The organism is Pseudomonas sp. CMR5c (assembly GCF_003850545.1).
Lineage (GTDB): Bacteria > Pseudomonadota > Gammaproteobacteria > Pseudomonadales > Pseudomonadaceae > Aquipseudomonas > Aquipseudomonas piscis.
This window is the reverse complement of record NZ_CP027705.1, coordinates 3,163,565-3,185,856: the sequence shown is the minus strand read 5'-3', so window position 1 is coordinate 3,185,856 and position 22,292 is coordinate 3,163,565. Positions and strand designations below refer to the sequence as shown.

Below are 22,292 nucleotides of genomic sequence, written 5' to 3'. Positions count from 1 at the left end.
AGCGCAGGAACGGATCTATCTGCGGATAAGATCCACAGGTCACCTCAACCGATCAGTGATCTGCCATGAACACTAGCGAACTCAAGGAAATTACCCAGCTCATCACCCGCCACGCCGTTGCCGAAGGAGCCAGCTCCACGGCCAACCCCAGCCTGGAAGTGGCACGCCATAGCACGTGCCAGACGGCGCTGCGCTGCCCGCAGTCGCCGTTCTTTGGCATGGTGGTGCAAGGCCGCATGAGCATCCAGCTGGGAGACACGGTCCGGCACTTCGCACAGGGCGACTATCTGTTCGTGTCATTCAGCGTTCCCGTGGCCTTTCATATCATCGAGGCCAGCGCAGACCAGCCCTGCCTCGGGTTCGGCATGGCGATCACCCCGGAGCGCCTGCATGAAGTGCTCGCCCGGATGGATATCCCGCCCCATCCCTCGACCACCCACGAGGCGTGCAGCGTGGTAGTCGATCGGCTGAACCCCGAGCTGCTCGACGCGACGCTGCGCCTACTGCGTCTGCTGGATGCTCCTGGCGATATCCAGTCCCTGGCGCCGCTGATCGAGCAAGAGATCATCTATCGGCTGTTATCCAGCCCTTATGGCTGCCGCCTGCTGCAACTGGCGGTGATGGACAGCTCGACCAATGGCATAACCCGGGCGATCGACTGGCTGCGCAAGCACTACATGCAACCCCTGCGCATACCGCAACTGGCCGACCAGGTGGGAATGAGCGAGTCCTCGCTGCATCACCACTTCAAGGCCATCACCGGCCTCACCCCGATGCAGTATCAAAAGCAGTTCCGTTTGCACGAAGCACGCCGGCTGATCCAGATCGAACGCCATAACATCGGCAATGCGGGGTTCGCCGTCGGTTACCAGAGCCGCTCGCAGTTCACCCGCGAGTACAGCCGCTTCTACGGTGTATCGCCGTTGCAGCACCTCAAGGACAGCGAAGCTTGACCGCTACCTCACTGCGATACGACAACAGCCCTGGAGTGACGACCAGGGCCTAGCCAGCTTCCAGGGCCGGTTGCGCGTACGCCGCGGCAACCGGCCTGGCCAAGCTACAGGTCGTGGCCGGAAGCCTCCCGTCCTTGTCCCATGCTGCTCTGGCCATGCTGGACCAACTTGCGTCCGGACAACTTGCGCAGGCCGACATAGAACACCGGCGTCAGGAACAGGCCGAACAGCGTCACGCCGATCATTCCGGCAAGCACCGTCACCCCGGTGATTGAACGCACCTCCGCACCGGCCCCCTGGGAGAACACCAGCGGAATGGTCCCGGCGATGAAGGCGATCGAAGTCATCACGATCGGCCGCAAGCGCAAGCGGCACGCCTGTAGGGCAGCCTCGACTATCCCCTGCCCCTGGAATTCCAGCTCCCGGGCGAACTCGACGATCAGGATCGCGTTCTTGCAGGCCAGTCCCATCAGCACCACCAGCCCCACCTGCACGAAGGTATTGTTGTCGCCGCCGAACAGCTTCACCCCGAACAATGCCGAGAGCACGCACATCGGCACGATCAAGATCACCGCCAGCGGCAGGGTCCAGGATTCATACAGCGCCGCGAGCACCAGGAAAGCCAGGAGAATCGCCACCGGGAACACCACCAGTGCGGCCTTGCCCTGAGTGGACTCCTGGAAGCTCATGTCGCTCCATTCGAAATCGAAGCCGTTGGGTAACACCTCCTTGGCGACTGCGGTGATCTTGTCCATCGCCTGCGCCGAGGACAGCAGCGCAGGATCGGCTTCACCCGAGAAGTCCGCCGCCGGATAGCCGTTGTAGCGCAGCACCGGATCGGGACCGTAGGTCTGGCTGATCCTGATCATCGAGGCGATCGGTACCATCTCCCCTCGTTCGTTGCGTGTCTGCAGGTTGCCGATGTCCTCGACACGCTTGCGGAAGTCGCCGTCGGCCTGGGCATATACCCGCCAGGTACGGCCAAACAGGTTGAAGTCGTTGACATAGGCAGAGCCCATATACACCTGCAACGTCTGGAACAGATCCGCCAGTGCCACGCCCTGGGCCTTGGCCTTGATGCGATCGATCTCGACATCCAGCTGCGGCACGTTGGACTGGTAGCCCGAGAACGGAAAGCCCATGCCCGTCTCCTTCATCAGCGCCGCCTGCAACGCGCCGGTGGCTTGCTGCAAGGCGCCGTAGCCGGCACCGGCACGGTCCTGAACGAACATCGAGTAACCAGCCCCGGTACCCAGGCCCAGGATCGGCGGTGGGTTCATCACGAACGCCATGCCCTCCTGTATTTCATTCATCTTGGCCTGGATATCACCCATGATTTGCTTGGCGCTGCGTTGGCGCTCGTTGAACGGCTTGAGGATCACATAAGCCACCGCATAGTTCGGGGTGTTGTTCTGCTGGATCGGGTTGAAACCGGCGAACGTCAGCACATGGGCGACGCCCTCGATGGCCAGGGCGCTCTTGCCCAGTTCGTTGACGACCGCATCCGAGCGACTGATGGAGCTACCCTCGGGGAGCTTCACCACTCCCACCAGGAACAGCTTGTCCTGGGTCGGGATGAAGCCCCGGGGCACGTTATCGAACAGCAGCCCCGTGCCCGCCAGCAGCACTGCATAGACCACGAACGCCGCACCGCGCCGCTTGAGGATGCGTGATACCGCTCCCTGGTAGCGGTTGGAACTGGCGTCGAAAAACCGGTTGAACGGCACGAACAACCAGCCGAAGGCACGGTCGATCCCCCGGGAGAGGGCATCCTTGGGCGCATCGTGGCCACGCAGGAGCATGGCCGCGAGTGCGGGCGACAGCGTCAGCGAGTTGATCGCCGAGATCACCGTGGAAATGGCGATGGTCACGGCGAATTGCTTGTAGAAGGTACCAGTGACTCCGCTGAGGAAGGCCATGGGTACGAATACCGCACACAGCACCAGGGCGATCGCGACTATCGGTCCGGACACTTCCTTCATCGCCTGGTGCGAGGCCGCCAGCGGCGTGAGGCCCTCGCTGATATTACGCTCGACGTTCTCGACCACCACGATGGCATCGTCCACCACGATACCGATCGCCAGCACCAGGCCGAACAAGGTCAAGGTGTTGATCGAGAAGCCCAGCACATGCAACACCGCGAACGTGCCGATCACCGACACCGGCACGGCTATCAACGGAATGATCGAGGCACGCCAGGTCTGCAGGAACAGGATCACCACCAGCACCACCAGCACGATCGCCTCGGCCAGTGTCTTGACCACCGCGTCGATGGCTTCGCGCACGAAAATCGTCGCATCGTAGTCCGATCGGTAGTCCATGCCGGGCGGAAAGCTTTTCTTGAGCTCCTCCATCTTGGCGATCACATCCCGGCGCACATCCAGCAGGTTGGCGCCTGGAGCCTGGAACACGCCGATGATCGGCGCCTCCTGGCCATCGAGCCGGGTGCGCAGCGTGTAGTCGCTGGCCCCCAGCTCGATACGTGCGACATCGGTCAGGCGCACGACCTCCCCATTCGAACCGGTCTTGAGCACGATATCGCCGAATTCGGCCGGCGTGCGCAAGCGGCCCTGGGCGTTGATCGCGATCAGGAAATCGCTGCCGCCCTTGATCGGCTCGGCACCAAGCTGGCCGGCCGAAACCTGCAGGTTCTGATCCTCTATCGCACGCACCACATCGCCCGCGGTCAGGCCACGCGAGGCGACCTTGCCCGGATCGAGCCAGACACGCATCGCGTAGTCGCCGCTACCGAAGAAACGCACCTGGCCAACGCCGGGGATACGGGACAGCTGGTCCTTGATCTTGATGTTGGCGTAGTTGCGCAGGTACAGGCCATCGTAACGTCCGTCCGCAGAGACCGGCGTGATCATCAAGGCGAAGCTCGGTGATTGCTTCTGCGTGGTCACGCCCATCGCGACCACAGCCGCAGGCAGGCGCGATTGAGCCTGGGCCACGCGATTCTGTACATCCACCTGGGCCTTGTCGGGATCGGTGCCGGGCTCGAAGGTAATCGTCATCATCATGACGCCATCGGAGCCGGCCACCGCCTTCATGTACATCATGTGCTCGGCGCCATTGATCTGCTCTTCCAGCGGGGCGGCGACAGTCTCGGCGATCACCTTGGGGTTGGCACCGGGATAGGTAGCGGTGACGACCACCGTCGGCGGTACCACCTCGGGGTATTCACTGACCGGCAGCAGCGGAATGGCGATCAGGCCCACCAGGGAAATGACCACGGATAACACCGCGGCGAAGATCGGGCGCTCGATGAAGAATCTGGAAAAATTCATTGGCGGTTTTCCTTACTTCATCGAGATCGAAGCCGGTGCGCCCATGGCCACCGTGCTGGCGTCCACCGGCGCGCCGGGGAACAGGATCTTCTGCAAGCCAGCGACTATCACCCTGTCCTCGGGCGCGAGGCCGGCCTGCACGATGCGCAGGCCATCCGCGAAACCGCCAAGCTTGACGTCCTTGCGCAGCGCCTCGTTCTTCGCCCCAACCACGTAGACGTACTTGCGATCCTGGTCGGTGAGGATGGCCTTGTCATCGACCAGCATGGCGCTGAACTCACCGCTACCCTGGAGCTGCACCCGGGCATACAAGCCTGGGATCAACAAGCGCTGGGGATTGGCCACAACCGCGCGCAACGTGATGGTGCCAGTGGCGGGGTCGACCTGGTTATTGACGAAGTCAACCACCCCAACGTGGGGAAAACCGCTATCGCTGGCCAGGCCGATGCGCACCGGATTGGCCGAGTTGCTCCGCTGGCCGGCGCGGGCCAGTGCCATGTAGCGCAGGAAGCTCTGCTCGTCCGGCTGGAAGTAGAGGTAGAGCGGGTCCTGGGAGATCACGCTGGTCAACACGCTCTGGTCGGCCTGGACCAGATTGCCGACCGTCAGCATGGCCCGGCCGACTTGCCCGGCAATGGGCGAACGGACCTCGGTGAACTCCAGGTTGAGCTGGGCACTGGCCAGTGCCGCTTCTGCCGCGCGTACATCGGCGGCGCCCTGGGTCGCGGCGGCGCGGCGAGTATCGAACAGCTCGCGGGAAATCGCATTGACCGCAACCAGCACCTGCGCCCGCTGCTCTTGTATCCGCGCCAGCTCTGCCGTTGCTCGCGCTCGGGCGAGTTGCGCCTGGGCGCTGTCATAGGAGGCCTTGTACGGCCGCGGATCGATCCGATACAGCAAGTCGCCGGGCTTGACCTCGTCGCCTTCCTTGAATGCGATGCGCTCTATATAGCCGCTGACCCGCGCCCGGACCTCGACCGCATCGGTGGCGGCAATGCGCCCGCTGAACTCGTCCCACTGGCGCACCGGCTTGACCACCACCTGGGCCGCGCTGACCTGGGCCGCCGGAGGGGCGCCCGCTTGGCCGCCGTCGTCACTGCACGCCGTCAGCGCCGCTGCGATCGAGGCGATGACAACCAGGGAAGTCCCCGGCCCGAATGAAGTCCAATATCGCTTTAGGTCAGGCACAACCGTCTCCTTTGAGTGATTTCGGAGCGCGCCTGACCCTGCGCCGGCATCAGTAGATGCAACGTTGCCGCGAGAGACAGGCGAGGGCCGAAATCGAAAGAGGGAATGAAAAATAAGTTGCGCACGACGCAACTTGCACAATCGGAAAACCTGACCACTGGTTTGAGCTGGCCTGCGTTGGCTTTCGGCATGTGTACGATGCCATTCGGACCTTTGCGAGGGTTACATCGATGCCACGAAAGCCGTGCCTGATCCTGCGAGCGGACGCAGGGGTCCCCATGCTGTCCGGCTTGGCCACAGGTGCATGGAAGCCATGCACCGCATGTCGCTCAGGGTCCGGGCGCCCTGGCGGACGCGGCTCCCAGCCCGGTGATGTAGTCGGCCAGGGCCTGGCGCTCGCTGTCCTGGCGAATTTGCAGGGAAATTCCGCGCATCCAGATACCCAGCGTACCGGCACGCTCTTCGCTGCCCCGGATGCCCTGGGCGTAATGCTCAAGCTGGCGCTGCAGGTAGGCACCATCGAGGAGGTTGAGCCTGGGCGTCTTGAGATGGGCGAAGCCCTGGCCCTCTGGACCATGGCAACCAGCGCAGGTCCCCTGGTACAGATCCCTCCCCTGGGTGGTGTTTGCCGTGCCGGACGCCTCGGGCACGCCAGCCTCCAGGACGGAGTAGTAGCGAGCCAGGCTGGGCAACACGGCATCATCCAGGCTCGCTGCCATGGTCCGCATCTGCAGGCCATGGCTGTCGCGCGCATCGTAGCCGCGGCGACCGGCCTTGAAGTCCTGCAACTGGCTCAACAGGTAGTCGGCTTGCTGGCCGGCCAGGCGCGGTGCGCGCAGCAGCGGATTGCCCTGCCCCCGGTCGCCATGGCAGGCGACACAGGCCTGGGCCTCGGGAGGCGGCGCAGCGGCCACGGCACTACCGGTCGCGGCCAGCAGGAGCAGCCCGACATAGAGCGGTTTGTTCATCGGTTCAGGTTCCCTGTTGTAGTTCTTGCCGGGCAATCCGCTGCAACAGCCGGTTGCGGACCTGCTCGACGTTGGCCGGCACGCCCTGGCGCCAGGAATGCACTTCGGCCTCGGTATAAGGTTTGAAATCGCTGGGTAGTTGCTCGGCGCCAAAGCGCACCAGCATCCAGTTGAGCACGCCGGCCAGGGCCTGGTCGGAGAGTCCCGAAAGCGCCGAACCGGGCACCTGGACCAGGTATTCACGACCGCCGGCAACGCCCAGGAACTTGCCCAACTGCCCCGGGAACGCCGGCACCTGGCGCTGGGGGTTGCCTTCCCCGCCCGGCAGGTGGCAGCCCTGGCAATTGAGCATGTAGTCCACCTGGGCAGGCTCGGTGGCGCTGGCCACCGGCGCATCGGTCGCCCACGCGACAAGGACCAGCAGCGCGAAGCGCGCCACGCTCACGACTCCTTCACCCCGATCACCACCGACAGCGAACAGTGGTACGGCATGTCCGCATGGCTGCCGGAGCACCAGTTCAGGTCATTGGAACTCTGTGGCCGATACAGCGGCGTATCGCCCTGGTCACGCTGGCACACGCAACGCCCGCAATTGCTCTTGCCGCAGCAGTCGTTGTAGGAAATCACATAGTCGCGGCCGTCGGCGGGGTTGCGGCAGGTGCCGATCCAGGTGATGTCCGAACGCACGGTACCGGGTGGGCAACTGTTGGCCGTCCCCCCGCAGCAACCGCAGAGGAAACCGTCGATGGCGCAATAGCGCCAGTAGTCACAACTGTTCGGATCACCGCTCTCCACCAGTGCCGTACCGTCCTTCGCGAAGGCACCGGTGCGCAGTACCGGCAACAGGGTGGTGGCGCCGACACCTATCATCAGGGTCCCCAGGCCGCCGAGAAAACCCCGCCGCGAACTGCCGCGGGCGACCCGCCGGGAGAACATCTCGGCAGCTTCGTCGAACCATTTGATCGCCATGCTCAGTGCACCTGCTTGTAGAGTGAGTCGCCAGGCGCTTGCTGCGCGGCCTGGAAGGACTGGATCGAGGAATGCCCCAGCGCCTGGGCTTCCAGCAGGCTTTCCAGGTGTTCGCGGGAATTGATCAGGCCGTGGGCGGCCACGGTGCCCTGGGCATCGATCAGCACGCCATAGGGCAACTTGCTGATCTGGTAGGCCAGGCCCACTTCCCGGGACAACAGGTAGGGAAATGCCCACAGTTGCTGGGCCTCGATGAACGACCGGTGAGCCTGCGGCTCGCCGTCACTGGCCAGTACGATGCGCAACCGCGCCCGCTCATGCAGGGCCAGGGACTTGAGCACCGGCAGCAAGGTCTTGCACACCGGGCAGCTCTCCGACAGGAAGAACAGCAAGGTCGATTGTCCCATCAGGCTGGCGCCACCCAGGCTCACCGAACCGCCGGTGAGACTGGGCAGATTGAAGCCTGGTGCCTGCTCGCCGGCCTGGATCGCCTTGCCCAGGGACAACGCGCCCACCGGCCTGATGCGTTCGTGCAGCACTCCGACCTGGCGGGCCAGGGCCCAGACCGCAACGATCAGGGCCAGGGTCATCAGCCAGGAAAACACCGTGGATATCAGCAGCGCCTGGATCATGTTCATCACAACTCCTTGAGCAAGGCGTGGTTGGAAATCAGTACGTGCGCCAGTTGGTAGATCGCCACCCCGGCCATGAGCGCCAGGCCCAGGGTCAGCGCGTCGAGCCACTGCAGCGGACGATCGGTCATGGGCAGCAGCAGGTTGAAGGCCATCAGCACCAGCAACAGGTTGCGCCAGACCAGGGCCGCGGCCGGCGGCTGGCGGCGAGCGCCCAGGTGGCAGCCGCAGTCTTCGACCCGTCCCAGGCTGGCGGCGAGCACCAGGGCATAGCCGCCCAGCAGGAGCGCCGCGGGGATGGCGCTCCAGCCCAGCCAGGGGCTGCACAACAGGCCCACGGCCGCCAGCACCTCCAGCACCGGCAGCAACAGCAGCAGGACTCCGCGCAGCGCCACAGGCAGCCACTGGCCCAAGGCCTGGCCATAACCCTCCAGCACCAGGGCGAAACCTTGTCGATCGCGCAATTTGCCCAGGCCGCCCAGGCCCAGCAACAGGGCCAGGCCCAGGGCGCTGAACAGGTGGATCAACGGGTCGTGCAGCCAGCTGAAGGTCACCATGGCATCACCACGTTCATGAAGCCCAGCGGGATATCACCGATGCTGCGCAGGTGCTGGCCAGTGTCGGCGTCGTAGAGATTGATGCCCTGGCGCAACAGCGGGGCCAGCCCCGCGTCGCCCTCGGTGAGATAGACCCAGAGCGTGAACAGCTTCGGCATCGGCACCAGCCAATCCAGGCTGTACAGTCGCGGGTGCTGGCCCTGGCTGACGCCGATGGCGGTGCTCTGCTCCTTGAGTTCGATCCGAGCCAGGCGCTGCTGGCTGCGGATGTCGTAGACCCACACCTCGGTACCGGGCTTCTGGTAGTTCTCCGGCTGGTCCTTGTGCATCAGCACGAACAGCCGGCCACTATCGGCGTGCAAGGCGGTGCCATGGTTGCCGGCGATTCCCCAGCCATCGGCACGCTCGGCGTCGCTGACCAGCGACCATTGCTGCTGTAGTGCAACCCCCTGGGCATTCATGCGCAGGCTGTAGGCGCGGTTTTTCTGGGAGACGAAGAACCACTCGTCCCCACGGCGCATACCGGTGGTCAGCAGCAGGTCCTGTAGCGGATCGAACAGTGGCGCAGTGCGCTCCTGGGAGGCCACATGGCCCTGCTCGTCGAGACGCAAGTGGAAGAAGCCGCCATTGCCGCAAATCGCATAGAAATCACGGGGACCGGCCGGGTAGATGGAGGCACAGCCGGGGATCGGCACTTCCTCGACGAAACGCCGCTGTTGCAGGTCGACGATGGAGATCGACTGGGCCGGAGTGAAGTTGAGCACCAGCAGGAAGCGTTCATCGTCGGAAAGCACGCTGAGCCCGGTGGAGATCAAGGCGCTCATGCGCTTGGCCGGGATCGGGATCTCGTGCTTGGGGCTCAGGGTCCGGGCGTCGTAGACGCTGACCACATCCGAACGAGTGCCGCGCACGCCGCGGCTGAAATAGATCTCGGTGGCATACAGCTCATCGCGCTGTTGCGACATCACCAGGCCGTTGGACCAGGTCCCGGTGCTCAGCAGACCCAGGTTGCGGCCGTTGTCATCGAACAGGTAGGCGCGGCCGTCGACCATGTTCGGTGCATTGCTGCCCCAGATCCAGAACCAGTGTTGGCCGCGGTGGTCATCCAGGACTTCGCCCCCCGCCTGCTCGGGGACGAATCCGGCCAGGGCTGCGCCGCTGGCGATGGTGAGCGACAGGCCACAGAGCCAGTATCGAAATGAACGCATCAGCATAAGGAGGGGGTTCCTTGGCGTCGGCCCTATGGAGGCCGATCTGTTTTGGCCGAAGTCTATCCACGGCCAGCAAGAGACGACTTGCCCCGCGATGACAGCTCGCTTGTCATCCCGCGCCAGCCACCTGCCACGGCCGGCTGGTACCCGCACAAAGACGGGCAAGCCTTGACTTGAAGGGCAGATCCCTGTGCAGTTGCCGCACTAGAACAAGAGGTGCGGCATGACGGCGATCCACAAGGCAAAGACTTCCCCCGACCGACCCATGTTTCGTCCCCCCACCCAGGCCTGGTCGGTGCGCACGGTGCTGTCCGAGGATTTCTTCCGACGCTTCAGTCCACTGTTCGCCCCGCACCTGGAAGCGCTCGGCATCGATGACCTGCTGTTGCAACAGGCCGACGTGGAGATTCCGGGAGAGCAATACATCGCCCTGTGGGAGGCGGCCAGCAAGGACAACCCCAATATCGGCCTGGAGCTGGGCGGCCGGACCGAGGCCAATGACTTCGGCGCCCTGGGCCATGCGCTGCATTGCGCCACCAGCGTCGAGATGGCATTGCGCACGCTGCAGCGCTTCATCGTGGTGTTCTCCCAGGAGTCGACCATCAACGTGCAGTGCAATGCCCGCTCGGCCAGTGTCGAGTACCTGGTCAATGCCCCGGCCATTCTCTATCGCCGGCAGGACTCGGAGTTCGCCATCGCCTCCATCCTGCGCCAGTTCGAGCTGATCACAGGCAGCGCGATCAAGCCACTGCGGGTGGACTTCGAGCATGACAAGCCGGCGGATGTCTCGGTGCACAAGCGGGTATTCCAGTGCCCGGTGCATTTTCGCCAGCCATCGAACCGCATCCATTTCGCCGCCGATGCCATGCGCCTGCCGGTGGCCCACGGCAACGAGCGCCTGTACCAGGCCCTGGTGCCCTACCTGGAGCAGGAACGCCAGAACCGCAGTATCGGCGACGAGATCCTGCTCCAGGTCTCGCACCTGATCGCGACCGGCATGAGCAGCGGCGCCCTGTCCCTGGATGACGTCAGCCAGCAACTGGGGCTCAACCGGCGCACGCTGCAACGCCGCCTGAAGGATCAGGACATCGAGTTTTCTTCGCTGACCGAGGACGTGCGCCGAGACATGGCCATGGCCTACATGCGGGGCTCGGACTATTCGGTGACCGAGATCTCGCTGCTGGTGGGTTATGCCGAATCCAGCTCCTTCACCCGCGCCTTCCGCCGTTGGACCGGCTTGTCGCCGCAGCAGTACCGCGCTTCCTGCCTGCCCCAGGGGTGAGTCCCCTGCCATCCGCGCGCCGACGCTGACGCGATCGGCCGGCCAGACTGGCACCGCCGGACAATTCGCCGGAACACCGGCTGGTTACCCTCAAGGCTCGCCCCCCTGCCCGCTCCTGGTGCGTGGCAGGCGGCATCCCCCGGCCAAGAGAACAACAATATGACCTTCATCCAAGACCCACTGCGAAGCCCCCAATCCTTCTGGCAGCACACCTATGGCGACTATCAGGCCAACCCTGCGCTGGACGAGGACCTGAATGTCGATGTCGCGGTGATCGGCGGCGGCTTCACCGGGCTCAACAGCGCCTGGCAGTTCAAGCAGGACAACCCCAACGCCCGGGTGGTGGTGGTCGAGGCGGCGGTCATCGGCTTCGGGGCCAGCGGTCGCAATGCCGGCTTCAGCACCAAGCTGTTCGGCCTGGAACCGGAACTGGTGCTGCTGCGTTGGGGCAAGCAGAAGATGATCGATGCCCACCACTACCTGAAGCTGGCGGTGGCTCACACCCGCGAGCTGATCGAGACCCATGCCCTGGGCAGCGACTATCGCCACACGGGGCTGGTACGCATCAGCTACTCGCCGAAGCAGTCGCAGCGCATGCGCAAGACCTACCAGTTGTTCCAGGACCTGGGCCTGGACAGCGACATGCAATGGCGGGAAGCGGCCCAGGTCCGGGACGATTTCAATTCGCCGCGCTTCAACGATGCCATCTACGAATCCGATACCGGCTACCTGGACCCGTGCAAACAGGTCCGCGGACTCAAGGGCCTGGCCGAGGCGGCCGGGGTGAGGATCCATGAGCTGACCCCGGTCAGCGCGATCCAGCCTGCGGCAGGCGCGGTGATCCTGCAGACTCCCGGCGGGCGGATCCGCGCCGACAAGGTGGTGCTGGCGACCAACGCCTATTCACGCCAGGTCCCCGGGCCCGAGCAACTCAAGGAGCGCCAGTTCCCCCTCTGGACCTACCAGGTCGTTACCGAGCCCTTGAGCCCGGCCATTTGGGACAGCATCGGCTGGCAGCAACGCCAGGCCTTCGGCGATAACCGGCAGATGCTGCATTACTTCAGGCCCACCCTCGACGGCCGGATCGTCATGGGCGGTGGCGACGTGATCGCCCAGCGCAGCCCGGCCATGCAGGACGCGCCCTCGCCCAGCACCTGGCAGCACTGCGAGGCGCACCTGAAGTGGATCTACCCACAGTTGGCGAACACCAGGATCGACTACCGCTGGGGCGGACCGGTATCGGTGAACCTGGACATGGTGCCGGAGATCAGCTTCATCGGTGACGAGCGCATCATCTATTCCGGTGGCTGCTTCGGCCATGGCGTGGCCCTGACCCACCTCAACGGCCGCACCATTGCCGACCTGCTCAATGGGTACAAGACCGAGCTGACGGACTTCTGGATCGTCAACCGCAAGTCGATCGCCATGCCCGGCGATACCTTGGCGTTCTGGGGCGGCAAGGTCGCACGCCGGGCGCTCAAGGCCTGGGATTGGTGGGAGGAGCGCGAACTCAGGGCCTGACATGGCCGATCACCGATCATTGACGGAGCGAATGGGCTGCCAACATAATGCGACTATTCAGTCCGATTATTAAGCAAGTTCCCATGGCCCGTACCCGCAACGAACAACTGCATGAACAGCGCCGCGAACAGATCCTGTTGGCGGCCGCCCGTGTCTTCAAGGAAAAGGGCTTCCATGGCGCCCGCACCGAGGACATCTGCCAACGGGCGAGCATGAGTGCCGGCGCGGTGTTCCGCTATTTCCGCGACAAGCGCGAGATCATCGATGCGATTGTCGAGATCGAGATCGAGCGCTACACCAACCAGATCCGGCAACTGCTCAGCAAGGAAGGCCTGCATGCGCTGGCCAGGATCAGCGCCGAGGAACTGCTGGCCGAGCTGCATTCAGGAGAACTGGATCTCAGCCTGGACAGCTGGCTGGAAGTGACCCGTGGCAACCAGCACGGCCGGATGATCGAAATGGACCAGCGGATGCGCATCGAACTGGGCGAGCTCCTGGCCACCGGTCAGCGTGAAGGCTGGATTCGCCCCGAACTGTCGCCCCTGGGTGCAGCGGGCCTGGTGTTTTCCCTGTTCAGCGGCCTGTGGCTGGAGCTGAGCCTGGGCCTGGCCATCGACGCCAATCAGGCCGCAACAGCCCTGGGCGATTTCGTCCGGACCTACCTGCTTACTCCTCAATATCAATGAAACCCAGGATCGCCACACTATGCAGAACCCTCTCTCGCGCCTGTCCAACGCCCTTGCCCGGGGCGGCCAGGGCATCAACGAAAAACGCCCCTCGCCGATGGGCTTTTTTTTGCCCAATAACGAGACGAAGTACTCCGTTTATTTTTCACCAAGCCAGCTCAAGAACCATCATTGGCTACTGATCGCGATCGCCGTCCTCCTGCTCAGCGCTTGCACTACTCCCCAGGTCACGCGCTCGGGCCAGGCCAAGAGCTACCAGGGGCTGCAGAAGATCGGTGAGCACGGCATGGGGATCACTCCCCAGGCGGCTCGTGGCGGGCACTATGCCCAGGTCCTGGTGGCACCGCTGCAAGTAACGGCGGCAGTCGCCCGGCAGGTCACTCCCGAGGTAGCGCTGGAAGTCGAACGTACCCTGCGTCAATCCCTGGAAGCCGAGTTGAGCCGCAGCTTCATGCTTACACCGCGCAACCCTGGCACCGACACCCTGATAGTCAGGACCCGCATCACCCGGGTCGCTGAAGCCTCGCCGGTCATCAATGCCATGACCACCCTGCTGCTGGGCCCGGTGAAGAACGGTGGACTGTCCGTGGAGTTCGAAGCCGTCGATGGCCGCAGCGGGCAACAACAAGCGTTGTTGCTACTGGCCGACGATGCCGGGTTCGCGGACATCCTCGACAGCTACCAACGCGCCGCCCATGCCCGGGCCCTGGCACGAAGATTCGCCGGTGAAGCGGCTGGCTTCTTCTCTCCACTCGGGCGTGCTGCCCGCTAAGACGAATCGGTGCGAGGGACGGCGCAGGTTCGCCGTAACCTGGCAACAAGAGGTTGGATATGAAAGAAAAAACCACGGGGTTGCGGAAAAAAATTGGCTTGTCGCTGCTGGCGCTGGTGTTGCTTTACTGGATCGCGCTGCCTATCTTGCCGTTCCTCGAGATACCCCATAAGGCCCTGGTCATTCCCTCCCTGGCGCTGTTCGGCGAACTGCTGACCCTGGTGGTCATGGCCATCCTCGGCAAGGAATACTGGGGACAACTCAAGCTCGGGGCCCGGCGGTTGTTGCGCCGCCACGAAAAACAACCGCCAACCACGGATGACAAGCAAACACCATGAACCAGCCCCCTGCCCTCGACGCCCGCACGGTTTGCCAACGCCTGCGCGAAGCCGCCCTGGGCACCCATCGGCTACAGGTGCTGGATCGACCATGCAAGACTGATCCCCTCAGGGTGGATATCGAGGGTTGGCGCCTGATGCTGGAACTGGACGGTGGGCGTTTGCTGCACTGCCAGAGCTGCCAGGCCCCCGGAGGGTTGCAATGGCAACTCGACACCCGGCAACGCTTCGGTACCGATCCGGTCAGCCTGCTCAGCACTTGGGAACTGGCCCGGATCGAACACCTGCTCGAAACGGCGGGTTGAATCCGCCCCGGCACACCAGGGCGACTCATTTCAGCCGGTTACAGGCAATCCTGGGCGGCCCGGGAAAAGTTCGAGGGCGCAAAGCTCGACGCCAGCAAATGGCGCTCGTAGAGGAACACCTTGCCGCCATTGGGCGCCTTGTACGCCTCCAGCACGTTGTTGGCCGCCACTTTGCTGGGCACTACGATCCGGTAGCTGCGCTGGGTCTGGGAAACCGTGGGGGCCAGCGCCTGGTCACGCAATTTGGGCACTACGCAATCAGCGTATTCGGCGGGAGTCTTGTTCGTCTGCATGACCAGGGTCGGGTCGTTCGGGGCCGTGGCGCAGGCGCTCAGCAGCAGGGAACCTAGGGTCAAGGCAACAACGGGTGCAACACGCATCGGTGAAATCCTGGAAAAGTCTGGTTCGGTGCACAGCGGTTCGGCGTCACGGCGCCGCCGCTGCGTTCATCAATGGACTCCAGACGCCAGGGGGCGGCGTCTGTGACGGCGGCGATTTTCCCTGATTGGCGGGCGCAGCAGAATAGGTGTTTCTTGATTGTCACTATTACTTGAACCGATAGTTACGCCACGTGCAGACTGCCTGACAGCCCGAATACAAATAGAAAAGGAAATCCCCGTGCGAACTTTTGACCTGATTCGTGATGCCGTCTTGCCGGAATTCCGTGAGCGAGTGGCCGACTATCTCATCGACTATGAAACCGCCCTGGGCGATAGCGCTACCGACTCGCAAGAGCGACGCGCCGTTGCCTACCAGTTGCGTGGCTACCTGCGCGGCTTGAACACCACCCGGGTCCTGGGCATGGCTGACTGGGAGGAACTCGACCGACGAGTGGTGGCGTCCTGGCTGAGCCAGCCACCAGCCTGAAGCCCCCTGCCCGGCCAGACAGCACTCGGCGGCGGCCGATGGCACGCCGCCCCCGGATGCGAAAGTCCTAGGCCCCGGACTTGCTGGCGGCCAGGTAGGCCCCCAGGCGCCGGCCCATCTCTTCGCCCAATGCCTGCAACCCGCTCATGGGCCGAACCATCACCTCGAACTCGACGATCTTGCCGTGCTCATCGAAGCGGATCATGTCGATCCCCTTGAGCTGCCGGTCGCCGACCCGTGCGCTGAACTCCAGCACCACGCTCAAACCGTCGGCCGTGGCCAGTTGCCGGTGGTAGGCAAAATCCTCGAAGACTTGCAGCACCGTGCGCAAGATGCTCGCCACCACGGGAGCCCCGGGATAGGCGGTGTGGGCCATGGGCGAGCGGAATAGTACATTGGCGTCGAGCAACTCGGGCAGGTCGCCGAGATCCTCGCGCTCGACCATCGCGTGCCAGCGTTTCAAGGAAGCGTCGGCCTGGGGATGCAGTTTCAATTCGGACATCGGGTTCTCCTATCCAGCTTCAAGGGTACGTCTCAAGAACCCTCGGCCCCGGTCGGTCCGGGAGCGAGGGCGTTTCAGGCGCCAACCGGCGCGGCAAAACGTTGGCGCAGCAAGGTCGCGGACTGCTCGGCCCAGATCCGGTAGGCCGGTGCTCCGGGATGAAAACCATCAGCGGCCAGCAGGCTGGCATCCAGTGGTAGAGAGTCGCCCAGCAGCGTCACCTGGGGCTGATCCCGGCTCCACTGTTCCAGCAGGCGATTGAAGTGCCGCGCCCTGCTTCCCAGGTACCAGCGCAAAGGCTGCGGCAAGGCGATGAAGGCATGCATCGGCGGCAGGCGCAAGAGCAAAACCTGATGTACCCGGAACCGTTGCCGCAGGCGCTGTACCAGCGTCGCCAGGCACTCCAGCCAAGCCTCGGCGGTAATCGCGCTGGTGACGTCGTTGACTCCTACGCACACCAGCACCGCATCGAAGCCTTGCCCGGGGCTGTCTTCGATCCTGCGCAACAATTGCCGGGTATCGAGGCCAGCCTCGGCCAGCAGTTGCCAGGACAGGCTGAAGTCACGGGCCAGGCAGGTCGCCAGCTGGCCGGCCAGGGCATCGTCCTGGTGGCTCACACCGACGCCGGCGGCGGCCGAATCGCCGACGACCAGCAGGCGCAGGGATGGGCCTTGGCCACAGCTGCCGGCTCGCGGCCCCTGGGGCTCGGGCAGCCTGGGGGTGAACCGACGCACATACAGCCCCTGGGCCAGCAGCAGCGGCCCCAGGACGATCCTGAACAGGCTCTCGATCATGATCCATGCACCCGATGGCAGTGGTGGCACGCAGGCTACGGCGCAATCTTAACAGCGTCAAGATTCTTCATCATGCTAAGATTCGCCGCGCGCCAACCCTTCCGTCCGACCTTTTCGAGCCGTGCATGACCAAGAATTACCCGCGCTCGCGCGACTCCTACCACGTGGGCAACCTGGCGCCGCAGTTGCTGGACGCCGCCCGGACGCTGCTCGAGGAAGTAGGCCCGACCCGGTTGTCGTTGCGGGCGGTGTCCGAGCGGGTCGGCGTCAGCTCCACCGCCGCCTATCACCACTTCGCCAACCGCACGCAGTTGATCGGCAGCCTGGCGGCCCAGGGGTTTCGCGAGCTGGCGGCGGTGCTGGTACTCAAGGACCGCGATTGCGGCGGCGTGCAACGATTGCGCAGCGCCTGCCTGAGCTATTTCAGTTTCGCCCGGGGCAATCCCGCGTTGTACCAGCTGATGTTCGGCCCGGAGTTCGCCGGCGGCGACATGCCACCGGAACTGGGCAGCGCCCGCGAGCAGGCCTTCGGTGAACTGCGGCGGATCATCGCCGGCCTGCTGGAGCAGGATGTGCAGAGCGCCGAGGTGCGCCGGGCCGCCCTCGCCGGCTGGTCCTACACCCACGGCCTGGCGTCCCTGGTGATCCACGGAGTGCTGGACTTCCCCGAGGGCACCAGCGACGAGCGCTTCGTCGACAGCACCCTGCAAGGCCTGCAACAGCTGTTCCGGGCCAGCAGTCCGGGTTGAGCCCCAGGCGATCAGCGGCAAAAGCCCGCTGGAACGATCATTTTCCTGGCCGAAGCGGTCATTTACGTTGAAGCCAACGACTATTTCTGCACAATGCGTGCAATTGAAAACTGACTAGAGGCCCTCTGATGCTCTTGACCCCTCAAGACGAACGACTCATCAAGGCGCTGGCCCAGGCCATCGTCGACCGTCCGCGGGCGACCCTCAAGGAGCTGGCGGAACTCGCCGGAGTGAGCAAGGCCACCCTGCACCGCTTCTGCGGCACGCGCGACAAGCTGTTGCAGATGATGGAAGACCATGGGCAAGGCGTGCTCAAACGCATCATCGACGGCACCGACCTGCAACATGACGAACCCGTGGCCGCCCTGCGCACGTTGGTCAGCGAACACCTGGCTCACCGCGAGATGCTGGTATTCCTGTTGTTCCAGTACCGTCCCGACACCATGCTCAACGATGGCGAGGACGAGCGCTGGCAGTTCTACACCGATGCCCTGGATGCGTTCTTCCTGCGAGGCCAGCAACTGGGGGTGTTCCGTATCGACATCACCGCCCAGGTGTTCACCGAGCTGTTCCTGACCCTGATCTTCGGCATCGTCGATGCCGAGCGCCGTGGCCGCGCGGCCAGCGCCAACTCGGCCAATGTGGTGGAGCAGATGTTCCTCCACGGCGCCATCGCCACCAAGCCTGCCTGAGCCCTCGCCTCTTGCTCCGGTGCCTTGCCGGAGCATAAAAAAGCCCCGCGCCCCTGGGGCCAACGGGGCAAAACTGGCTGGTTGCGGCCAACCAAAGGAGCTGGACCGACAAATCCATCCGTACCATGGCAGGGCGACGCGGCCATGGCACTGCGTGCTGTTGGAACCCGAGGGACGGTGTCAGCGCCTTCCCTGCGCACGCGGATTGCCGATGAAACGCCCGGAGCAGTTCCGGAGTGGAACGAAGATACTTTCAAGACTCCAATGAGCCAACATTGACTCATGAGATCCGTTAAAGTATCCAACTGCCCTGCCCCTGACTACCACCTCGCCGCTCAGTCCAGCTGCTTGCCTGCCGTTTCAGGCGCCAGCTTCAGCCCCGCCAGGCACAGCACGATCGCCGCGAACATGTACCAGGCCGGAGCATTGGGGCTGCCCGTAAGGCTCACCAGGCCAGTGGCGAACAACTGGGTAAAGCCGCCGAATACCGCCACTCCGAGGCAATAGCAGATGGACATGCCGCTGGCCCGTATGCGCGCCGGGAACAGCTCCGGCAGCAGCGCCATGTTGGGCACTATGGTGTAGGTCAACGGGATGCTGAGCAGCGTCACCAGCGCCAGCAGCACACCGATGTGCGGGTGCTGGTTGATCAGCAGGAACGCCGGGTAGATCGCCAGCAGCAGGATCGGCAGAGGCCAGAAGATCGACTTGCGCCGGCCAATGCGATCGCTCAAGCGCCCGGCATGGGCCGACAACAGCAAGGGTGGCAGGCAAGCGAAGATGGCAGCCCAGGTGGCGATCCCCAGGGGCATGTGCAACACGCTGATGGCGTGGTTCGCCAGGTAGAACTGGATGGTGTAGATCGGCACCGTGGCGCCGATCACCAGCAGCACTCCCGCCGCCAGTTGCCGGGGGTGGCCCAACAGCAACCTGAGGGAATGGGCGGCGGTATCGCCGTGGCGCCCCTGGTGGCGGTGCACCGGAGTCTCCGGCAACCGGTGGCGGATGTATTCGCTTACCGGAATGGCCAGGATGCCAATGGCGAACACCAGCCTCCAGCCCCAGCTGTCCATGGCCTCGGCGCTCAGCAGATTGCTCAGGCTCATCACCAGTACACCGCCAAAGACGATGCCCAGGCTCTGGCTGAAGGTTTGCCAACTGCAGTAGTAGCCCCGTGAATGCTTGTCCGCATACTCCATCAGCATGGTGGTGGAGCTGCCGATCTGCCCGCCCACGGCGAACCCCTGGATCAGCCGCGCGATGATGATCAGCGCCGGTCCGAACAGGCCAGCCTGGGCATAGGTCGGTGCCACGGTGAACAACAGCGAACCCGTGGCCATCAACCACAGCGTCAGGCGCAATGCCGCCTTGCGTCCGGCGTGGTCGGCATACAGGCCGATGACCAGACCACCCAGCGGGCGCATGACGAAGCCGGTGCCGAACACGGCCAGCGACAGCATCAATGGAATCAGCGAATCATCGCCGAAGGGAAAGAACAGCCGCGCCATCAGGGTCGCCAGCATGCTGTAGACCAGGAAGTCGTAGAACTCCAGGGCGTTGCCCAGGCAGATGGCGGCAATCGCTCGAGGGTTCTTCACCAAGGGCTGGGCATGGCAGGTATCGGTGATGGAGTTGATGGTTGTTTTTGTTGTTGTCATCGATGGTTCCTCTCAGGGTGTTCGGTTCAGGTCAGGAAACGCTGGGCCAGGCGCACCCAGAAACTGGCCCCCAAGGGCAAGGCCTGGTCGTTGAAGTCGTATCCGGGGTGGTGTACCTCGCAACCGCCGGCGCCATCGCCGTTGCCGATCAGCAGATAGCAGCCGGGCACGCGCTCCAGCCAGAAGGCGAAATCGTCGCTGGCGCATATCGGTCGCATGTCCGGCACCAGCCCCTCCTCGCCCAGCCAGTCGCGGATCACCTGGGCGGCCAGTGCGCTGGCGCCCGGATCGTTGACCAGCACGGGGTAGCCCTCGCCGAAGATCACCTCGGCCCTGGCGCCGAAACTGCTGGCATGCAGCTCGGCCAGGTGCTTGATCCGCTGCCTGAGCATCTGCCGGACCTCTGGCTGCAAGGCCCGGACGCTCAAACGCAGTTCCGCGCGTTGCGGTATGACATTGGCCGCGTCGCCAGCCAGGAAGGCCCCGACGGTGACGATGGCGGTCTCGCTGGGCGGCGCGTTGCGCGAGACCAGGCTCTGCAGGGCCATGACCAGCGAGGCGCCGATCACCACCGGGTCCTGGGTCTTGTCGGGCATCGCGCCGTGGCCGCCGGCGCCGTGGATCAGGATCACGATGTTATCGGTACTGGCCATGCATGGCCCGGCCAGCACCCCGAACTTGCCCAGGGGCATGCCCGGCGAATTGTGCAGGGCGAAGATGGCGTCGCAGGGAAATCGCTCGAATACCTGCTCTTCCAGCATGTGCCTGGCACCGGAGCCGCCATGGCCTTCCTCGGCGGGCTGGAAGAACAACTGCAGAGTCCCGCGCCAGGCAGGTTTGCGAGCCAGCTCCCAGGCCGCCGCCAGGAGCATCGCGATGTGCCCGTCATGGCCGCAGGCGTGCATCTTGCCCGGGGTGCGGCTGCGCCAGGGGCGCTCGCCCTGCTCCTGGATCGGCAGCGCATCGAGTTCGGCACGCAACCCCAGGCGCGGGCCCTGGCCATTGCGCAGGGTGGCCACCAGCGCGGTGCCGGCCATGGCCGGGTGGATCTGGTAGCCCCACTCTTGCAGGCACTGGGCCACGCGCTCGCGGGTGAGGAATTCTTCATGGCCCAACTCTGGCTGGGCATGGATCGCCCGGCGTAACTCGATCATGGCCGGGGCGATTTCGGCGATGCCGGGGGTTATCCAGCTTTCATGCATGGGGGAATGTCCTGGGTGACAAGGAAAGCCTGCAACGGCGATTGGACCGGTCTTGGCCCAGTGGCTAACCTAGCGCCGGAAAAAGCCCGGCATAAGCCGCAAAAACGTTGTCGTGACAACCTTTGGTATTCAGGGGAAAGCGCCGTGAAGCTACATCAACTGCAAGCCTTGCTGGCCGTTGCCGAAGGCGGCGGGATTCGCGCCGCCGCGCGCATCCTGGGGTTGTCCCAGGCCGCGGTGACCCGAGCCTTGCGCGAGCTGGAGGAGGAGCAAGGCCTGGCCTTGCTGGTGCGCCATACCGGGGGCGCCAGGTTGACGCCGGCAGGCAAGGTGCTGCTCCCCCACGCCAGCCAGATCGCCAGCCAGTTGCAGCGGGCCCAGCACGAACTGGCGCAGTTGCGCGGCGCAACCCCGGCGCGGCTGTGCGTAGGCGTCACCCCCTGGCTGGGCCAGACCTTGCTCGCGCCGACGCTGCGGGCATTCCGCCTGGCGCTGCCCTCGGTCCAGCTGGAGATCTATGAAGGCCTGCAGGCAGTGAGCCTGCCATTGCTGCGCAGCGGCTTGATGCACCTCGCCCTGGGCCCGGCCAGCACCCTGCCGGCCCAGGAATTCGTCCACCAGCCCCTGGTTCGCTACCGCATGCAGGTCCTGGCTTCCTGTGGGCATCCGCGCGGCACGGCGCGCTCCCTGGGCGAGCTGCTGGAGGACGACTGGGTGATGAACTTCGGCCCCTCCGGTCCTGCCCCGCTGGTCCAGCAGTTGTTCGAGCGCCACGGCTGGAGCATCGCCGCCGGGCGTATCGTCGGCGCCCAGTCCAGTGCCATGCTCAGCAGCCTGATCGTGGATGCCGGCATGCTTGGGTATTCACCGGAGCCCATGCTGCTGTGCGCCCCCCTGCGGGGCCGGGCCCAGGCCCTGGACCTGGTCGAAACCCTGGAAGAGGCACAAGTCAGCGTGATCCACCTGCGCGACCAGCCGCTGGACACCGCCGCGCTGTGCTTCGTCCAGTGCCTGCAGGACAGCCTGAAAGCCTGCGGCCGCTCCCGCAGCCCCGAGCAGCGCCAGCTGGCGGGGATGCTCGAGCTGCTCTTCTGAGTCCCTCACCGCGTACGCCTCGACTGGTAAATGCCGCCATTGATGGCATCATGCGAGGCCC

24 protein-coding genes are annotated in these 22,292 nt (G+C 64.4%); 11 read left to right on the top strand and 13 right to left on the bottom strand.

Annotated elements, in window-relative coordinates; translation table 11 throughout:
• The first annotated feature begins 65 nt into the window (after positions 1-65).
• Entirely contained in the window at positions 66-953 is an 888-nt protein-coding gene (locus tag C4K40_RS14735) for an AraC family transcriptional regulator (RefSeq protein ID WP_053129595.1), read from the top strand.
• Positions 954-1,057: 104 nt separating this feature from the next.
• Here C4K40_RS14735 and C4K40_RS14730 read toward each other — a convergent pair whose 3' ends face one another.
• The 8 genes from C4K40_RS14730 to C4K40_RS14695 all read right to left on the bottom strand — a co-directional run bounded on the left by C4K40_RS14730 (position 1,058) and on the right by C4K40_RS14695 (position 9,771).
• Positions 1,058-4,243 carry an efflux RND transporter permease subunit gene (locus C4K40_RS14730; RefSeq protein WP_053129592.1) on the bottom strand — a complete coding sequence of 1,062 codons (3,186 nt, stop codon included), beginning with the start codon at positions 4,241-4,243 and terminating at the stop codon, positions 1,058-1,060.
• 12 nt (positions 4,244-4,255) lie between these two features.
• Entirely contained in the window at positions 4,256-5,431 is a 1,176-nt protein-coding gene (locus C4K40_RS14725) for an efflux RND transporter periplasmic adaptor subunit (protein ID WP_083456828.1), read from the bottom strand.
• Between the two features lie 329 nt (positions 5,432-5,760).
• A complete protein-coding gene (locus C4K40_RS14720) occupies positions 5,761-6,399 on the bottom strand; it encodes a c-type cytochrome (protein WP_053129589.1) in 639 nt (212 codons plus the stop codon).
• A gap of 4 nt (positions 6,400-6,403) precedes the next feature.
• Entirely contained in the window at positions 6,404-6,838 is a 435-nt protein-coding gene (locus tag C4K40_RS14715; RefSeq protein ID WP_256223829.1) for a hypothetical protein, read from the bottom strand.
• Positions 6,839-6,840: 2 nt separating this feature from the next.
• Entirely contained in the window at positions 6,841-7,362 is a 522-nt protein-coding gene (locus tag C4K40_RS14710; RefSeq protein WP_371263417.1) for a methylamine dehydrogenase light chain, read from the bottom strand.
• Positions 7,363-7,370: 8 nt separating this feature from the next.
• Positions 7,371-8,006 (bottom strand): methylamine dehydrogenase accessory protein MauD, encoded by a 636-nt coding sequence (gene mauD, locus C4K40_RS14705; RefSeq protein ID WP_256223827.1) that lies wholly within the window; start codon positions 8,004-8,006, stop codon positions 7,371-7,373.
• Positions 8,006-8,557, bottom strand: a complete 552-nt coding sequence (locus C4K40_RS14700; RefSeq protein WP_053129581.1) for a MauE/DoxX family redox-associated membrane protein — start codon at positions 8,555-8,557, stop codon at positions 8,006-8,008. The genes mauD and C4K40_RS14700 overlap by 1 nt, the downstream gene beginning before the upstream one ends.
• Positions 8,551-9,771 (bottom strand): amine dehydrogenase large subunit, encoded by a 1,221-nt coding sequence (locus C4K40_RS14695; RefSeq protein ID WP_053129578.1) that lies wholly within the window; start codon positions 9,769-9,771, stop codon positions 8,551-8,553. The genes C4K40_RS14700 and C4K40_RS14695 overlap by 7 nt, the downstream gene beginning before the upstream one ends.
• Before the next feature lie 262 nt (positions 9,772-10,033).
• On the opposite strand from C4K40_RS14695, the gene C4K40_RS14690 reads away from it, so the two are divergent.
• The 6 genes from C4K40_RS14690 to C4K40_RS14665 all read left to right on the top strand — a co-directional run bounded on the left by C4K40_RS14690 (position 10,034) and on the right by C4K40_RS14665 (position 14,672).
• Complete coding sequence (locus C4K40_RS14690; protein ID WP_083456889.1) at positions 10,034-11,050, top strand: AraC family transcriptional regulator; 1,017 nt, start codon at positions 10,034-10,036, stop codon at positions 11,048-11,050.
• Between the two features lie 159 nt (positions 11,051-11,209).
• On the top strand, positions 11,210-12,571 hold the full coding sequence (locus C4K40_RS14685) for an FAD-binding oxidoreductase (protein ID WP_053129575.1): 1,362 nt from the start codon (positions 11,210-11,212) through the stop codon (positions 12,569-12,571).
• An 83-nt stretch (positions 12,572-12,654) separates the two neighbouring features.
• A complete protein-coding gene (locus C4K40_RS14680; RefSeq protein ID WP_022644367.1) occupies positions 12,655-13,257 on the top strand; it encodes a TetR/AcrR family transcriptional regulator in 603 nt (200 codons plus the stop codon).
• A gap of 19 nt (positions 13,258-13,276) precedes the next feature.
• Positions 13,277-14,029 carry a DUF3313 family protein gene (locus tag C4K40_RS14675; protein ID WP_053129573.1) on the top strand — a complete coding sequence of 251 codons (753 nt, stop codon included), beginning with the start codon at positions 13,277-13,279 and terminating at the stop codon, positions 14,027-14,029.
• Between the two features lie 59 nt (positions 14,030-14,088).
• On the top strand, positions 14,089-14,367 hold the full coding sequence (locus C4K40_RS14670) for a transporter suffix domain-containing protein (protein ID WP_022644365.1): 279 nt from the start codon (positions 14,089-14,091) through the stop codon (positions 14,365-14,367).
• Complete coding sequence (locus tag C4K40_RS14665) at positions 14,364-14,672, top strand: hypothetical protein (RefSeq protein WP_022644364.1); 309 nt, start codon at positions 14,364-14,366, stop codon at positions 14,670-14,672. Before C4K40_RS14670 ends, C4K40_RS14665 begins: the two co-directional genes overlap by 4 nt.
• A gap of 38 nt (positions 14,673-14,710) precedes the next feature.
• Here the strand turns inward: C4K40_RS14665 and C4K40_RS14660 are convergent, their stop codons facing one another.
• Entirely contained in the window at positions 14,711-15,052 is a 342-nt protein-coding gene (locus tag C4K40_RS14660) for a hypothetical protein (RefSeq protein WP_031321672.1), read from the bottom strand.
• A gap of 238 nt (positions 15,053-15,290) precedes the next feature.
• Between C4K40_RS14660 and C4K40_RS14655 the strand changes: the two genes are divergently transcribed.
• Complete coding sequence (locus tag C4K40_RS14655) at positions 15,291-15,539, top strand: hypothetical protein (RefSeq protein WP_022644362.1); 249 nt, start codon at positions 15,291-15,293, stop codon at positions 15,537-15,539.
• Positions 15,540-15,606: 67 nt separating this feature from the next.
• Here C4K40_RS14655 and C4K40_RS14650 read toward each other — a convergent pair whose 3' ends face one another.
• A complete protein-coding gene (locus C4K40_RS14650; RefSeq protein WP_022644361.1) occupies positions 15,607-16,041 on the bottom strand; it encodes a nuclear transport factor 2 family protein in 435 nt (144 codons plus the stop codon).
• A gap of 74 nt (positions 16,042-16,115) precedes the next feature.
• A complete protein-coding gene (locus C4K40_RS14645) occupies positions 16,116-16,835 on the bottom strand; it encodes an SGNH/GDSL hydrolase family protein (RefSeq protein ID WP_053129571.1) in 720 nt (239 codons plus the stop codon).
• Between the two features lie 125 nt (positions 16,836-16,960).
• Between C4K40_RS14645 and C4K40_RS14640 the strand changes: the two genes are divergently transcribed.
• Together C4K40_RS14640 and C4K40_RS14635 are read left to right on the top strand one after the other, a co-directional pair.
• Entirely contained in the window at positions 16,961-17,584 is a 624-nt protein-coding gene (locus C4K40_RS14640; RefSeq protein WP_053129568.1) for a TetR/AcrR family transcriptional regulator, read from the top strand.
• Between the two features lie 128 nt (positions 17,585-17,712).
• Entirely contained in the window at positions 17,713-18,276 is a 564-nt protein-coding gene (locus C4K40_RS14635) for a transcriptional regulator (RefSeq protein WP_022644358.1), read from the top strand.
• 335 nt (positions 18,277-18,611) lie between these two features.
• Here the strand turns inward: C4K40_RS14635 and C4K40_RS14630 are convergent, their stop codons facing one another.
• Together C4K40_RS14630 and C4K40_RS14625 are read right to left on the bottom strand one after the other, a co-directional pair.
• Complete coding sequence (locus tag C4K40_RS14630; RefSeq protein ID WP_053129564.1) at positions 18,612-19,934, bottom strand: MFS transporter; 1,323 nt, start codon at positions 19,932-19,934, stop codon at positions 18,612-18,614.
• A 26-nt stretch (positions 19,935-19,960) separates the two neighbouring features.
• Positions 19,961-21,136 carry a M20 aminoacylase family protein gene (locus C4K40_RS14625; RefSeq protein ID WP_053129561.1) on the bottom strand — a complete coding sequence of 392 codons (1,176 nt, stop codon included), beginning with the start codon at positions 21,134-21,136 and terminating at the stop codon, positions 19,961-19,963.
• A 144-nt stretch (positions 21,137-21,280) separates the two neighbouring features.
• On the opposite strand from C4K40_RS14625, the gene C4K40_RS14620 reads away from it, so the two are divergent.
• A complete protein-coding gene (locus C4K40_RS14620) occupies positions 21,281-22,231 on the top strand; it encodes a LysR family transcriptional regulator (protein WP_053129555.1) in 951 nt (316 codons plus the stop codon).
• The last annotated feature ends 61 nt before the right edge of the window (positions 22,232-22,292 follow it).